Genomic DNA, 16,209 nt, shown 5'->3' with positions numbered 1-16,209 from the left:
ACATCAAAAATGAAATCAAAAAACGAATTGCCACGGTCTGTGTTCTATCAAACGAAACACAAACCGTGGCGCCAAAACAAATTAAAACGCATTTAGATTACTTGTTTTACTTGTCAGGAGTGAGATGCCAAATCTCATCATTGTATTCAGCAATGGTTCTATCCGACGAGAACGTTCCCGCCATGGCAATATTTACAAGAGATTTCTGAAGCCAGCTTCTTCTATCCTCGTAATCATCGAACACGCGCTCTTTTGTTGCAATATATACTTCCAAATCAAGAAGCGTCATAAACCAGTCTTCTGAACACAAATTTTTGTGAAGACGCTCTAGGCGTTCCTCATTTCCAAGAGAAATAAACTCTGGACTTATTAAGAAATCAACAAGCGGTTTAATCTCAGGTTTCTCATAAAACTCTTGTACTTTGTAACCCTTGCACTCGTAGAGATTTACAACCTCATCACTTGATGCACCAAACGTGTAAATGTTTTTCTCGCCTACCAAATCGGCAATCTCTACATTGGCGCCGTCAACTGTACAAACGGTAACAGCACCGTTAAGCATGAACTTCATGTTGGAAGTTCCAGAAGCTTCCTTAGAAGCCAGTGAAATCTGCTCTGAAATTTCAGCTGCCGGAATAACGTGTTCAGCGGCAGTAACGTTGTAGTTTTCAATCATTATCACCTGAAGATATGGTGAAACATCTGCATCGTTAGCAATCAAAGATGAAAGAACAAGAATCGCATGAATGATATCTTGAGCGGCTACGTATGCCGGTGCAGCCTTTCCACCAAAAATGACAGTAATAGGATGCTTTGGTAAATGGCCGGACTTGATATCGAAATATTTCCAAATCAAATAAAGCAATAGCATTTGCTGACGTTTATATTCGTGGAAACGCTTTACCTGAACATCAATAATGGAATCATTGATAACTTTTGCATTTTGATTATCCTGCAAAAACCTGCTCATTCTATCTTTAGCCGCTTGTTTTATCTCCTGAAGTTTATTAAGGACCTCATCGTTATCTCGATATGCTAAAAGTTCTTCAAGATGAGCAGATGCTCTCCAACTATCACCTAACAACACATCAAGATACTCGGCAAGTTCAGGGTTACAACCCATTAACCAGCGACGGAAGGTAATTCCATTGGTCTTATTAGAGAACTTTTCTGGATACAAATCAAAGAACGGTTTAAGCTCTGTCTCCTCCAAAATCTTAGTATGAAGTGCCGCAACACCATTGATACTAAAACCGTAATGAATGGCAAGGTTAGCCATGTGAACTTTATTATCAATGATGATTTGTACACTTGGATCAGAGATAGTACTACGAATATGTTCATCAAGCTTTTTAATAATCGAAGCAATCTTTGGAGAAACTTTCTCGATAAATTTAAGAGGCCACTTCTCAAGAGCCTCAGCCAAAATCGTATGATTTGTGTATGCGACAAGTGAAGAAACAATATCTACAGACTCTTCAAACGAAATCCCGTATTTCTCGGTCAAAATACGAATGAGCTCTGGAATTACCATTGTAGGATGCGTGTCGTTAATCTGAATAACAACATAATCAGCCAGATCATGAACATTGCTACCGCGCTCAACTGCCTCTTTAACAATCAGCTGCGCAGCATTAGAAACCATAAAATATTGCTGATACACGCGAAGAAGCTGACCATCTTCATCTGAGTCGTCAGGATACAAAAATAACGTTAGATTCTTTTTTAAGGCAGTCTTATCAAAATCAATTGCGTCATCAGAAACTAATGATTCATCAATAGTTTGCAGATCAAACAAACGAAGTCTGTTTTTCTTTTCTCGACAATATCCCAATACATCAATGGAATAAAGTTCAGACGTTACTGAAAAATCCCTAAATTCCACGGTAAATGACGTTTTTTCATCTTCAAGCCATTTATCATCAGAAACCCAAGCATCCGGAACAGTAGTTTGTTGCCTATTTAAAAACTTCTGATGAAAGAGGCCAAAATGATACATAAGCCCTACACCATCACCTGGTAAACCAAGTGTTGACATAGAGTCAATGAAACATGCTGCCAATCGACCAAGGCCGCCGTTTCCGAGTGAAGGCTCAACTTCAAGCTCTTCGACGTCTTCTAGCGAATGACCAGCTTTAGAAAGCTGCTCTTTTACGTCGTTATAAATACCCAAATTAATGAGATTGTTTGAAAGCAGTTTTCCAATGAGAAACTCTGCAGAAATGTAATAAAGTCTCTTCTTACCATTGTTTAACGGTAGAGCGTCTGACTTACTCTTAACCACTTGAAGCAGTAATTCAAAAACTTGACTGTCAGTAATATCAGACAGTGGTTGACCAAATTGTTGAAGAGATAAGGTGTCTAAGTTCATTACTTCTCCTCTATATACACCCTGAAATACATCTCAGTAATAGTTCTTAAGAAATCCTCTGTATGACGCGTAATTGCCCCCTGCTTCATGCGCCAGCACCAGTTACCACCGACCGTAGCCGGGACATTCATACGTGCCGAATCATCTAAGCCAAGAAGATCTTGCATGGTGTGAATACAAGTATCGCTCACAGAAGCTGCAATTCCACGTGAAAGCGCCTCTCCAATCGGCTCATCTTTTGAACGGTGAAGGTAGATATCTGCCTGTTCACGCTCTCTATCGGTAGCCAGCGTCTCGTACCAACCGCGAGCAGTTGGATTATCATGCGTTCCCACGTAAGCAATGGTATTTGCGGTGTAGTTATGAGGAAGATCTCTAGAATCATACTTTCCGTCAAATCCGTATTGCAGGATTTTCATTCCTGGGAAACCAGTTTTTTCTCGCATGGCAATAAGCTCTGGTGTAAACAGACCCAGATCCTCCGCAATAATCGGAAGCTTCCCAAGCTGCTTTTCTAGCTCCTTAAACAGCTCCAAATCTGGACCTTTCATCCATTTGCCTTCTCGAGCATCTGTAGCTCCGTAAGGAATTTCCCAATACGCCTCAAAGCCTCTAAAATGATCGATTCGAAGTACATCAAACATTTCAAGATTTGTCTTCACTCGCCAAACCCACCATGAATAGTGAGACTTCTTCATATACTCCCAGTTATAAATGGGATTTCCCCAATATTGACCGGTAGAAGAAAAGTGATCAGGAGGAGTCCCTGCGACTGCAATAGGTCGTCCTGTTTCATTTATCTTAAACAGTTCTGGCTGTGCCCACATCTCAACAGAATCTCGTGAAACATAAATGGGAAGATCACCAATTATGAGCACTCCCCTTTTATTGGCGTAAGACTTAACCTTTGCCCATTGAGTAAAAAAGAAATACTGAGTCATCTTGTGGTACAAAACTGACTTCTGAAGTTTCTTAATTTCTTTTGCAGTAGTTTCATTTCTTTGTTGGTAAAGATTTGGCCACTCCCAATAAGCTTTGTGTCCAAATTCTTCCTTTAATGACATGAACTCCGCATAAGGATCAAGCCACTCCGCCTGATCACGACAGAACTTTTCAAAATCATTAGGTATATCCTGCATAAACCTATCAAACGCACGATTAAGTAAGCGACGATGGTTTACAAAAAGTGCTCCATAATCAACACAAGTCTTGCTTGTTCCAAAGAAAATATCTTCAAAGTCATCCGACTTTAAATAGCCAAGTCTCTCAAGATCTTTTAAATCAATATAGTAAGGGCTTCCTGCTGCTGCAGAGAAAGACTGATAAGGAGAGTCACCATAACTTGTAGTGGTAAGAGGTAAAACTTGCCAATACCTTTGTTTTGTCCTAACGAGAAAATCAATAAAATCGTAAGCTTCTTTGCCAAACGTACCAATCCCATATGAATTTGGAAGAGAAGAAACGGCCATAAGTACTCCGCTTGCTCGTCCCATAATTGCCTCTTTCACAAAAAAGAGTACTGGCTTATCTCTTTCAAGATAAGCCAGTACAACAAACTTTAATACTTAACTAGATTATCTTGCGTATTCTTGTCAAAGAGATGAACAGCATTATCTTCAAATTTAAACCACATCTCATCACCAATTTTGAGGTTACGTTTTGCAAGTTCAGTTGCTGGCACGATAAGGACAAAGTTACCATCATCAGTGTGAACATGAAGGTGAACTGTAGAGCCCATAAGTTCGCTTACCTCAAGATTTCCCTTAAAGGCACCAATTTGATTTGGTTCAGTCAGATAAATCTGCTCAGGTCTGATGCCAACAATAACGTCTGTTGCTGGTGAAGCAACCCAAGACTGTGCTAACAAATTGGCCATCTCAGGAGAAATTTCAAATGACATGTTTTCAGTCTCTACATGGAACTCATTGTCCACGCGAATAAGGTGCGCGTCAAAGAAATTCATTTGCGGCATACCAATAAAACCAGCAACAAACAGATTTGCAGGTCTGTTAAACACTTCTTGTGGAGTTCCGATTTGCTGGACAAAACCATCCTTCATGATAACAATACGGTCACCTAAGGTCATTGCCTCTGTTTGATCGTGTGTAACATAGACAAAGGTTCCATTAACTTTCTGACGAAGCTTAATAATCTCTGTACGCATCTGATTTCTCAGTTTTGCGTCAAGATTTGAGAGCGGCTCATCCATCAAAAAGACTTTTGGATCGCGGACAATTGCGCGACCAATTGCAACACGCTGACGCTGACCACCAGAAAGAGCCTTTGGCTTACGATCAAGATATGCCGTAATGCCTAATGTCTCTGCAGCTGCACGGACCTTCTCGTCAATAACTTGTGGGTCAACCTTTTTAAGCTTAAGAGTAAACGCCATGTTGTCATAAACGGTCATATTTGGATACAAAGCATAGCTTTGGAAGACCATTGCAATATCTCGATCTTTTGGCGCAACGTCATTAACAAGCTTTCCATCAATATAAAGCTCACCGGCAGAAATATCTTCTAGACCTGCAATCATACGCAACGTAGTAGATTTGCCACAACCTGAAGGGCCAACGAGCACTACAAACTCGTGCTCCTTAATAGTGAGATTGAAATCTTGAACGGCAACAACGCCTTCTTCAGTCACCTCAAGATTGCTCTTTTTCTGCTCAGTTTTCTTACCAAAGAGAGACTTGCGCTTTTTCTCATTTGGGTAAATCTTTTTTATATTCTTTAAAACGATTTCTGCCATGATAAAACCTTTCAGAAATGCCTATAGCTTGTGCAATAAATTGAGATTTAGCCTTTTACAGCACCAGAAATAACACCATTAATGATGTAACGCTGGCACAACAAATACATAATGACGATTGGGATAATAACCATCATGATGCAGGCAAACATTGGACCCATCTCTACGTGTCCATATCCACCTCTAAAGTACTGAATCAAAATTGGAATGGTTTGATATTTGGTTCTATCCAATACAAGATATGGAAGCAAATAGTCATTCCAAACCCACATGGTTTCGAGAATACCAACAGAAATGTATGTTGGTTTCATAATAGGCAAGACAACATGGAAGAACGTCTGGAGTGGATTACAGCCATCAATAGTAGCGGCTTCCTCAATCTCAAGCGGAATAGTCTTAACAAATCCAGCAAACATAAATACTGCTAATCCAGCACCAAAACCCAAGTAAATGAAGCAAATATTGAAAGGAGTATTAAATCCAAGCGTATTTGCCATATTGGATAGCGTAAACATAAGCATCTGGAAAGGCACTACCATCGAGAAAACAAACAGGTAATACAGAATGTTGCTCATGCGATCTTTTACACGAACAATAAACCATGCACACATTGAGCAGCAAACCAAAATCAGTACTACAGATGTAACGGTAATTACCAAGGAATAGCCAAAGGCCGCTAAAAAGCCTTGCTTCTCTAAAGCAGCAATGTAGTTAGCAAAACCTGCAGAGTTTTCTGAAGTTACTAAATCAAACGCTGTAGATGTAGTAATAGTTGTTTCTTGCTTAAATGAATTCATCAAAATCATAACCATTGGATAAATCCATGCAAGAGAAAGAATGGTAAAAAATACGGCTAAAACTCTATTAATAATTTTTTCGCGTTTCATTATTGCTGCACCTCCTTTGACCTGGTGGCTCTCAGCTGAATCATGACTATACAAATAACTAAAATGCAGAAAATAACAGCTTTAGCCTGACCAATACCCATCCACTTTGCTCCCTGTCGAGCATAGAAGGTATTGTAAATATTAAGGGCAAGCATTTCAGTTGTATGCTTAGGCTCACCTGCAGTAAGCGCCAAGTTCTGATCAAATAATTTAAAGCCATTTGTTACCGTCAAAAAAAGACAAATAGTAATGGTAGACATAAGGTTTGGAATTTTTACCTTCCAAAGCGTCTGCCAAGCATTTGCTCCATCAACTCGTGCTGCTTCAAGATAATCACTTGGAATAGACTGCAAGCCAGCAATATAAATAATCATCATGTAACCAACTTGCTGCCACAGGGTAAGAATAATCATTCCCCAGAATCCAGCAGTACTATTAAGTGCAAGAAGCTGCTCACCTACAATAGAGAGTATACAGTTAATCAAAATATTCCAGATATAACCCAAGACAATGCCGCCAATAAGGTTTGGCATAAAAAAGACAGTCCTAAATGAATTGGTGCCCTTAAGATTCTTTCTAGTTAAGGCAAGTGCAATTGCAAGCGCCAACACATTAATAAGAACTGTTGAGACTAGTGCAAATAATGCGGTATACAAAAAAGCATGGGCAAACTGTGGATCAGAAAAAGCTGCCACATAATTATCTAGACCAACTGGTTTAGCATCGCTAATGGTAATAAATTTACAAAATGAAAGATAAAATCCCTGTACAAACGGAATCAGAAAGCCAAACAAAAAAGATAGCGCTGTAGGCAGAACAAATAATGGCCACCACCGCTTCAACATCTTTGCCATAGAAATACCCTCCTATAACAAGAGACGAGAAGAGAGATCTCTCTTCTCGTCTCTCACCAATCAAAGCATTACTAGAAGGGCCACTATGCGTTGGCCTCTTTTTCAGTCTTCCAACCATCAACGAATGCAGACTTTACGGCATCCCAGTCCTCTGTTCCTGCTGCATAACCCTTAAGTGCGCTGGAAACGTTGTTCTTCCACTCCTGTGAAGGAATGTAAATGAAGTCCCAAGCTACGGACTCATTGCCCTTCTTTGCGTACTCAGCTGCAATGTTTGCAAGAGCATTCTTAGTTGCTTTTGCATTCTTGAATGGAATAGTAAGGCCCATATCTTCTGCAATTGCTGTAGTAGCAGTATCAGAAGTTACACACCAGTACATAAAATCAAGTGTTGCCTTCTGGGAAGCGTCGTCCGCCTTTGAGCTAACGCACCAATAATTCTCACCGCCAGAGCACATACCCTGCTTCTCTTCACCCTTAACACCAATATAAATTGGAATCATGCCAAGAGCATCGTCACCAAGTCCCTTGATGTCATTGTATGCCCAAGTACCATTCTGATAGAAGACAGCCTCGCCGTTAACAAACTCTGCAACAGCGTCATCGCCCGTTTTACCAGCAAGCTCAGTAGGACTACAAGTAGCATTGTTAATATAGAGATCAAAAATTTGCTTGTAGTTAGGCAAATAGGTTCCTTTAATCTCTTTAGCATCTGGCTTTCCAGTGTCTTTGAACTCATAGTAAAGAGGGAGGTTAGCCAAGTGAGTGGTAAAGCGCCAGTCGGAACTTGAATCAAGACCAGCACTGGTAAATGCTCCCTTTACACCAAGTTCTGCTTTGCGAGACTGAATATCCTCAACAACCTTCTTCAGAGAAGCAAAGTCCTTGATGTCATCTCCCTTATAGCCTGCCTTCTCAAGCAACTTCTTGTTGTAGATAATGCCGTAGTCTTCCTCTACATAGTCAACGCCATAGACAACGCCATCCTCCTGAAGCTTAAGAGCATCATTTGTGAGCTCATCTAGAATCTTGGCGCCCTTAAGATCAATACAGTAATCCTTTACACCAATAAGACCGGAAGGTCCATTTGTCTGGAACAGTGTTGGTGCTACAGAAGCGTCCTTGTTAATCTCAGACTGGAATGTCTGTGCATAGGTATCAGAAGCAGCAGTTACTACCTTTACTGGAACCTTAGTTTCCTCAGTATACTTAGCTGCAAGATCTTTCCACTGCTGATCAGCCTCAGGCTTGAAGTTTAGAAAATAAACTGAACCTTTTGCTGAATCAGATCCTCCCTGCTTTTGGTTGTTATTTCCTCCACAAGCAACAAGACCCAGTGAGCAAAGAGCTGATGCACTTAAGGTGACAAACTGCCTACGATTGATACCGGACATAAGACTCCTCCTTAGAGAGCGCTCCTAACTCTTTGCTAGGTTGACGTCTCTTCTCATGATTCTCATAAGCTCTGCTTTGATACACTGTCAAAACAATTTAGCTTATGTCTAACAAAGAAAAGTATATTTGTACTATCAAGTTGTTTGAACAACTCACTTCTGAACGGTATAAAAATATCGGTAAATGGTATGAAGGGAACTATTTTATGTTCGTTCCATTTTTATAAAGATACTATCTAATCAAGAGTGATTTGAACACATAACTCTAACCTTCAGTAGTTTGTTAAGGAAAAATATGCCAAGTGTACGGTTTGATACGATTTATCAAAATTTGAAAAATAAGATCTTAGACGGAACATACGCATATGAGTCCTTTTTACCTACTGAAATGGAGCTCACCAAAATATATTCCTGCTCTAGAAACACCGTCCGACGGGCGCTTACTCTCCTATCAGACGAAGCCTTCCTTCAACCAATTCATGGTAGAGGTGTCCGCGTTATTTGGCAGAAAAAACCAAGTGAGGTTATTGGCTCACTAGAAGGACTCGAGTCCTTTCAAGAATATGCCCATAGAAATAATCTTGTACCTGATACAAACGTCATTGTCTTTGAGCATATACCGTGTACAGACGATATTTCTCATCAAACTGGTTTTAAAGCGGGCGAAGAACTTATACATATAGTTCGAATCCGCAAGCTCAATGGATCTTCTCGCCAGATAGATAACGACTACCTTTTGGCGTCTGCTGCAGGGAATTTAACCATTGAAGATGCAGCAACATCTATTTTTGCTTATCTAGAAAACACACTTCATATGAAAATTTTAAAAAGCAAAAGAACAATCAGTGTTGAGCTGGCAACTGAAGAAGACCGCCAACATTTGGAACTTGGATCTTTTAATTGCGTTGCAGTGGTAGAAAGTCATTCTTTTAACTCAAGAGGCGTTATGTTTGGCTTTACGCAAACTCGCAGTCACCCAGAAACATTCTGCTATAAGGTTATTTCAAAAAGATAACCTGGCGTTAAATGTGCAGAATAAATTTCTTCTCTAGTTTGTGGAAAACAGTGTAGCCGATAACTAAGGCAAGAACTGCAGAAACAAGACAACCTAAAATTGTGCTTGTTGCAGGGAACTTCTGAAAAAGGAGACAGTCTCTAATAAATGTCACAAAGTGGAACATTGGATTAAAGCGCTCAATCTGAAGCATCCAAGGTGACATAATGTTAACGGAGTAAAACAATGGTGTGCCATACATCCATGCGGTAGTCACAACACTCCACAAATGAATGACATCTCTAAAAAAGACCGCAAGAGCCGAAAGAAGCATTGCAAGGCCAATACAAAAACCAGTCAAGAGCAGCAAAGCAACAGGTGTCAGCAGTGCGTAGATCGTCAGTGGGATACGGAAGACAAGCATAACAATGCCAACAGCAATAAGCGAGAAAAGATAGTTTACAACTGCAAAAAGTACTTTCTGAACAGGAAAAACAACGCGATTGATGCGAACTTTCTTCAGCAGGCTGGATGCATCAATAATTGAGCGCATTCCCATAGTAGTCGCATCATTCATCAGCTGAAATGCCGTATTACCAAGAATTAGATACAGAGGATAGTTCACAACATCTTCAGCGCGGTTTCCCAAAAAAGTAGAAAAGACAACTGCCATAACTGCCATCATCAAAAGTGGGTTTAAAACCGACCATACAACACCCAAGATAGAACGGCGATACTTGAGTTTGAAGTCTTTACTTACCAGCTGACGCAAAATGAACTGATCACGCTGATGCGTTGGGTACCATGCATCTCGAGCAGAAACAGCCACGAGACTTGTACTTGCACCCTGCGCATTATTAGTTTGTGTTGAAGACTCGCTCACGCGCTATCCTTTTCTACCAATTTCTGTATGGTTTATCCTAGCACAGACAGACAAAGCCGTTTAAACTTGAAACGTTGTTGAACTGTTTTCTCCACTATTTTGTTTATATGTATAGTGGCAGAACTACTTAGTAACAACCGCTCAACGGCAGTACTTATAGAAATGGTGCAAAATGTCTCAATCCCCTCTTGGACGCACACTTATCATAGCTAATCCCGCTGCTCATAGTGGTAAAGGCGCTGCAGGTGCGGAATTTGCTCGACACTTCCTTACCAGCTATTCAGCCGCAACGGATGGATACGAGCTCAAGCTCACCACAGCTATGGGAGACGCTCGTGTTATGGCCTCAGAAGCTGCAGATTTTGACACGGTTGTCACACTTGGCGGAGATGGCGTTATCCATGAGGTGGTTAATGGTCTCATGACCTTATCGCCAGAAACACGCCCAGCGCTTGGCATTATCCCTATGGGCTCTGGAAACGATTATGCGCGCACACTGGGCATGAAAATCAACGATCCAGAAGGCGCTTTTGCGCAGCTAGTTCGCGGCAAGATTAAGCAACTAGAGATTGGTCGCATCAACGACGTCTACTTTATGGAAACTATGTCATTTGGACTTGACGCAGCTATTGCAATCGATACCACAAAGCGACGTGCAAACAACTCATCAACTGAAGGCGAAGCACTCTTCTTTACCTCGGGCCTTAAGTTCATGTCTGCAGGTAGCAAGGGTTATCCCTGCACCGTCTCGTTTGATGGCGAGAAGGACATTGACCTCCAAGCTCTTATCATGGCCTTCCAAGTTGGACCTACATACGGCGGTGGCTTTAAAGTTTGCCCACATGCCCAGCCAGATGATGGTCTGCTCACCGTTTGTTATAACACCAAAGTCCCTAATATCCCCCACCTGCTAGCCTTGTTTGGTCTAGCAAAGTCTGGCAAACACATCAACTCCCGTATCATTGAAGAACGTCATCTCAAACAAGCAGTGGTAACTTTCCACAAGCCGGTTCCTGTTCAGGTTGATGGCGAAGAACTTCCTTTTGCAGAGCAATTTGTCATTGAGGTCATCCCCGACGCGCTTTCCGTGGTTGTTCCCTAGTGCGTAACGTGCTCGCATGACGCGCGTTATATTGCGAGAAGACCGATCTTCTCGACAAAAGGTTTAACGCACATAAAACAAGGGCACCTGCCAATGTAGATGCCCTTGAATTTGTATTATATGAACTAAAAACTTAGCGAGCTTCACGCTCAAGCAGAGCCTTAACCTCAGCTGCGGTATCAAGCTCCATGACACGAGCAGTAAGCTCGTCTGCCTCAGCCTTTGTCCAAGCTGCAATGGTCTTGCGGGTACGCAGGACAGATGGAGCAGAGACGGAGAACTCATCCAGGCCAAAGGAAAGAAGGACTGGGATGAGCAGTGGATCTGCAGCTGCCTCACCGCACATGCCAACCATAATCTTCTTTTTGTTACCCTCACCAATGAGGTACTTGAGGGAACGGAGGACGGATGGCTGATAGACCTCGTAGAGATATGCAACGCGATCATTGCCACGGTCGGCGCACATGGTGTAGCCAATAAGGTCATTGGTACCAATGGAGAAGAAATCGCACTCACGAGCCAGCTTATCTGCAATCAGAGATGCAGATGGAGTCTCGATCATGGTGCCTACCTCAATATCTTTGTTGTATGCTACACCCTTAGCGTCAAGCTCACCCTTGCACTCCTCAACAAGAGCTTTTGCCTGACGAACCTCGTCAACAGTAGTGACAAGAGGAAGCATAATCTTGATGTCACCAAATGCAGATGCACGGAGAAGGGCGCGGAGCTGAACCTTGTACTGCTCAGCATTGTTAAGGCAGTAGCGAATAGCGCGGAAGCCCATGAATGGATTCTCCTCAGCCTTCATGTTGAGATAAGGAATCTCTTTATCACCACCGACATCAAGAGTACGGATGATGACTGGCTTATCCTTCATGCGCAGAGCAACCTTCTGATAAGCAGCAAACTGCTCTTCCTCGCTTGGCAGCTCCTTTGCATCCATGAACAGGAACTCGGAGCGGAAAAGACCGATACCCTCAGCATCAGCGTCAACTGCGCCGTTAGCGTCATCTGGATTACCGATATTAGCAACAAGCAGAACCTTAATGCCGTCAGCAGTTACGGTCTCCTTACCGCGATAAGCCTCAAGAGCAGCCTTCTCTGCAGCGTAAGCCTCAGCCTGAGCCTTGTACTCAGCAAGCTCAGCCTCAGAAGGATTAACAACAACCTTGCCGTTAGTGCCGTCGACAACAATAGCGTTGCCAGTTGCAACCTCAGAAGTGATGTTAGGAACAGAAAGAACTGCAGGGATCTCAAGAGCACGAGCAATGATTGCGGAGTGAGAAGTACGACCACCAGTCTCGGTAACAATACCTGCAACGTGGTCCTTATCAATATCTGCGGTCATTGAAGGAGTCAGCTCACGGCAGACAATGACGGAGTTCTCTGGAAGCGTAGAGAGGTCAACAACCTCTTTGCCAAGAAGATCAGCGAGAAGACCAGTCTTTACGTCTGCAACGTCTGCTGCGCGCTCACGGAAGAGTTCATCCTCCATGCCAAGGAACATGTTGTAATACATGTCATATGCGTCGCTTACAGCCTGCTCAACACAGGTACCACCGTCAATAGCGCTGTTAACGGCCTCTTTGATGCCCTCATCCTCTGCAAACTCAATGTGAGCACCCATAATTGCAGCAGCTTCCTCACCCACCGTCTTAGTCATACGCTCAATTTGCGCATTAGTCTGTGCGATGAACTTAGTTACAGCCTCTGCGTAACGAGCCTTCTCTGCAGCAGTGTCTTCAACAGTGTGCGGAGTAAAAGTAAGATCTGGATCTACAGCAACCTGAGCAGCACCGATGCCGATTCCGTTAGACGCATTGACTCCCTCAAACATACTTGCTCCTATCATTGTCCGCTTAGCGGTGTATAAATTCTGCAAGCCTATCCAAATAGGACAACAGTCACAGAAACAAACTATCTTTTTACAGAGTAACATTTTTTTAACCTGTTACGTTACGAGTATCTTTAAATAAATTTCAATAAAAAACACTTGGCAAAAAAATCTTTTCTGCCAAGTGTTTATAGGTTCACAATAGTAAAAATATTATGTACGTTTCTCGCAGTACGAGTGCATCATCTGAGGTTTTCTTATCAAGAAAACTACACGTTCTATCTGTGATTACTGGTCAGAATCTGCAAGCCAAGAAGACTTACCTTCGCGAGCCTCCTCTTTATGACGAGCAAGCTGAATCTCTTCAGCAATAGATGCAGGCATTTCTCGACCCATCTTCTTGTAGAGAGCAGTGACAACACGATCGATGGTTGCGCGTTTTGCAATTCCCTTACTTGCAGCAGTTGCAGTACCGCAGGCAGAAGCGTAAATAAGCGCAGTGTCATAATCGTAGCCAGCAGTGGTCTTTGCCAAGAAGCCAGCTACCATAGAGTCACCAGCACCAGTTGCGTTAACAAGGCGAATCTTAGCAGTTGGAACAATATGCTCAGCACCGTACTCGTCCAGAAGCAAAGAACCTGCACCACCACAAGAAACGATAACGTTACGAGCACCGCCATCCTGAAGCTTCTTAGCAAATGGAATGCACTCTTCTGGAGTCTCTGGATTAGCGTCAAAGATACGGCCAACCTCATGATTGTTAGGCTTAATCAAGAATGGCTGAGCCTTAATGGCCTCCATAAGCAGCTGACCAGGAGCGTCAACAACAAACTGAATACCGCGACCTGCAAGCTGAGCCATAAGACGAGTATAGATATCTTCTGGAAGCGAGCTTGGAATAGATCCGGTAAGAACTAGAGTGTCACCTGAGCCAACAACATCCATACGCTCCAGAAGCTCATCAACCTTTTTTTCTGGAATGCGTGGACCATTGCCGTTGACCATAGTCATAACAATGCCGTTAAGTTTGACATTAATACGAGTAAAACCAGAATCCAACTTAACAAAGTTACTTGGAATTCCCTGTCTCTGCAAATCGCTTAGCAGGTATTCACCAGTAAAGCCACCAACAATGCCCATGGCAACGGTGACCTTGTCAAGCTCTTTTAAGAGTGTAGAGACGTTAATTCCATTACCACCGCAGTGCAACTCTTCTGACGAAGAACGGTTGGTAAAGCCCATGTCCAATGTGTTTGGATGCATGACATAGTCAAGCGCGGGATTAAGCGTCATTGTGTAAATCACGGCAAGTCCTCCGAACTACAATATAATCATGGAGACTTTAGTATGACGCAATCACTCACAACAAACAATTAGAAACTAGCGACACACAAAAAATAAAAACCCCGACACGAGTCGAGGTCTGAAATTCAAATGGTGGATCGTCAGGGGTTCGAACCCTGGACCTTGGGATTAAGAGTCCCCTGCTCTACCAGCTGAGCTAACGATCCAATTAACGTTTCAAATGGGGTGGGAAAAGGGGCTCGAACCCTCGACCTACGGAGCCACAGTCCGTCGCTCTGCCAACTGAGCTACTCCCACCATTTAGCCACCTCATGAAACGCGGCTAAATCATTATTACAGAATCAGAAAAAGATGCAAGTGAGAAACGCAGATTTTCAAACTCTTTTTTTGATTTTCTTTGAAATTTTCCAGCTCGACGGACTTCTCGCCAAACAAAATGCGGAGAAAAACGAGCTTCTCGACACCTGAGTATATGTGCCATAAGGTCAGCTATATGAAGATATGAAGAGTCAGAAAGCGCAGACCTCACTTAGAATCCGTGAGCCGTGAGCGCTACGTCCAGGCGATCCAACGCCTCTTCAATCTCGACGCGAGGGGCTGCCAAATTCCAGCGCTTGAAACCCTGGGCGGCCTCGCCGAAGAAGACGCCGTCGGTGAAAAATACCTGGGCCTCAAACTGCAAGAGGTGATTAAGCTCTTCTGACGTAAGGCCAAGATCTCTGAAGTCGAGCCACTGAAGGTAGGTTCCCGTGATTGGCGCAAGCTTCACGCGAGGATGCTTAGTGGTAAAGAAGTCCAGGAGCAGCCTCTGGTTGGCATCAACGGCCTTGATACATGCGTCCAGCCATGCTCCGCCCTTACTGTAAGCCAGCTCACAGGCCTTGAAGCTGATTGGATTGCATGAAGTAGTCTCTCGGGCCTGCAAGCGCTTCTCAAGGCGCTCACGCAGTTCTGGGTTGCTCACAATAATGTTGCTGAACTGTGTGCCGGCCAGGTTGAAACTCTTTGATGGAGACGTGCAGGTAATAGTACGTGCTGCAACCGCATCAGAGAGCGTTTCAAAAACGCTATGCGAGGAGCCTGGCATGATAAGGTCATGATGGATCTCGTCGGCAACCACAATGAGGTTATGCTTAACCGCAATCTCTGCAATACGCGTAAGCTCCTCTTTGGTCCACACACGGCCACTTGGATTGTGAGGTGAACACAAAATGACCATGGTATTCTTTGGCTCAGCAGCAAGCTTCTCAAACAAATCAAAGTCAATATCGTAGTGAGGACCCTCTGACAAGACGAGCGGACACTCTACCAGCGCACGGTTATTCTCCTCTACTGCCATGTAGAATGGACGATAGACAGGCGTGAACAAAATGACACCCTCATCTGGCTTGGTAAACTCAGTAACAGATGCAAAAAGCGCAGGCACCACGCCAGAAGAGTTGAGCAGCCACTCTGGCTTTACATCCCAGTCATGACGAGTCTTCATCCACTTGCACACAGCCTGCTTCATCTGATTAGTTGGCGTGGAATAACCAAGAATTGCATCGTTGATATATTCCTTAAGGCCCTCAACAATCTCTGGAGCTGTATGGTATTCCATATCAGCAACAGAAAAAGGTGGAATACCAGGAGCTACATCTGGATTAACGTCATACATGACGTTCCATTTTCTAGAACCAGTACCAGCTCGATTAACGCGAGATTCAAAATCGTAAGACATACTGTCTCCGTTTCCGTAAGCCCATAATCAGTGTAGCCGCTTTTAGTGTAACTACTTTTCATTTCATTTGTTATTCTCTGACGAGAAAATCTTTGATAGCGCAATGAATTTGC

12 protein-coding genes and 2 tRNA genes are annotated in these 16,209 nt (G+C 43.0%); 2 read left to right on the top strand and 12 right to left on the bottom strand.

Annotated elements, in window-relative coordinates:
• Positions 1–106 precede the first annotated feature (106 nt).
• From APAR_RS03130 to APAR_RS03105, 6 genes are all read right to left on the bottom strand, one after another.
• Positions 107–2,371: a glycogen/starch/alpha-glucan phosphorylase gene (locus APAR_RS03130; protein WP_012808696.1), complete on the bottom strand. Its 2,265-nt coding sequence runs from the start codon at positions 2,369–2,371 to the stop codon at positions 107–109.
• Positions 2,371–3,864 (bottom strand): 4-alpha-glucanotransferase, encoded by a 1,494-nt coding sequence (gene malQ, locus APAR_RS03125; RefSeq protein WP_012808695.1) that lies wholly within the window; start codon positions 3,862–3,864, stop codon positions 2,371–2,373. Before malQ ends, APAR_RS03130 begins: the two co-directional genes overlap by 1 nt.
• 65 nt (positions 3,865–3,929) lie before the next feature.
• A complete protein-coding gene (locus APAR_RS03120; protein ID WP_012808694.1) occupies positions 3,930–5,123 on the bottom strand; it encodes an ABC transporter ATP-binding protein in 1,194 nt (397 codons plus the stop codon).
• Positions 5,124–5,170: 47 nt separating this feature from the next.
• Positions 5,171–6,010 carry a carbohydrate ABC transporter permease gene (locus tag APAR_RS03115; RefSeq protein ID WP_012808693.1) on the bottom strand — a complete coding sequence of 280 codons (840 nt, stop codon included), beginning with the start codon at positions 6,008–6,010 and terminating at the stop codon, positions 5,171–5,173.
• On the bottom strand, positions 6,010–6,864 hold the full coding sequence (locus APAR_RS03110; RefSeq protein ID WP_012808692.1) for a carbohydrate ABC transporter permease: 855 nt from the start codon (positions 6,862–6,864) through the stop codon (positions 6,010–6,012). The genes APAR_RS03115 and APAR_RS03110 overlap by 1 nt, the downstream gene beginning before the upstream one ends.
• 83 nt (positions 6,865–6,947) lie before the next feature.
• Complete coding sequence (locus APAR_RS03105) at positions 6,948–8,258, bottom strand: ABC transporter substrate-binding protein (RefSeq protein WP_012808691.1); 1,311 nt, start codon at positions 8,256–8,258, stop codon at positions 6,948–6,950.
• 295 nt (positions 8,259–8,553) lie between these two features.
• On the opposite strand from APAR_RS03105, the gene APAR_RS03100 reads away from it, so the two are divergent.
• Positions 8,554–9,273 carry a GntR family transcriptional regulator gene (locus tag APAR_RS03100; RefSeq protein WP_012808690.1) on the top strand — a complete coding sequence of 240 codons (720 nt, stop codon included), beginning with the start codon at positions 8,554–8,556 and terminating at the stop codon, positions 9,271–9,273.
• A 7-nt stretch (positions 9,274–9,280) separates the two neighbouring features.
• Here APAR_RS03100 and APAR_RS03095 read toward each other — a convergent pair whose 3' ends face one another.
• Positions 9,281–10,135, bottom strand: coding sequence for an ABC transporter permease (locus APAR_RS03095; RefSeq protein ID WP_012808689.1), 855 nt, complete (start codon positions 10,133–10,135; stop codon positions 9,281–9,283).
• Positions 10,136–10,307: 172 nt separating this feature from the next.
• On the opposite strand from APAR_RS03095, the gene APAR_RS03090 reads away from it, so the two are divergent.
• Positions 10,308–11,237, top strand: coding sequence for a diacylglycerol/lipid kinase family protein (locus tag APAR_RS03090; protein ID WP_012808688.1), 930 nt, complete (start codon positions 10,308–10,310; stop codon positions 11,235–11,237).
• Between the two features lie 133 nt (positions 11,238–11,370).
• On the opposite strand, the gene ptsP is transcribed toward APAR_RS03090, so the two are convergent.
• The 5 genes from ptsP to APAR_RS03065 all read right to left on the bottom strand — a co-directional run bounded on the left by ptsP (position 11,371) and on the right by APAR_RS03065 (position 16,096).
• Positions 11,371–13,074, bottom strand: coding sequence for a phosphoenolpyruvate--protein phosphotransferase (gene ptsP / locus APAR_RS03085; RefSeq protein WP_012808687.1), 1,704 nt, complete (start codon positions 13,072–13,074; stop codon positions 11,371–11,373).
• Between the two features lie 285 nt (positions 13,075–13,359).
• Complete coding sequence (locus tag APAR_RS03080; protein WP_012808686.1) at positions 13,360–14,376, bottom strand: 1-phosphofructokinase family hexose kinase; 1,017 nt, start codon at positions 14,374–14,376, stop codon at positions 13,360–13,362.
• A gap of 130 nt (positions 14,377–14,506) precedes the next feature.
• Positions 14,507–14,582, bottom strand: a tRNA-Lys gene (locus tag APAR_RS03075).
• A gap of 15 nt (positions 14,583–14,597) precedes the next feature.
• Positions 14,598–14,673 (bottom strand) — tRNA-His (locus tag APAR_RS03070).
• A gap of 232 nt (positions 14,674–14,905) precedes the next feature.
• Positions 14,906–16,096, bottom strand: a complete 1,191-nt coding sequence (locus tag APAR_RS03065; RefSeq protein WP_012808685.1) for a MalY/PatB family protein — start codon at positions 16,094–16,096, stop codon at positions 14,906–14,908.
• Positions 16,097–16,209: the final 113 nt, after the last annotated feature.

It is taken from the genome of Lancefieldella parvula DSM 20469, assembly GCF_000024225.1.
In the GTDB taxonomy this organism is placed as follows: Bacteria; Actinomycetota; Coriobacteriia; order Coriobacteriales; family Atopobiaceae; genus Lancefieldella; species Lancefieldella parvula.
The sequence above is the reverse complement of the archived record's forward strand: the minus strand, read 5'-3'. Positions and strand labels throughout refer to the sequence as shown.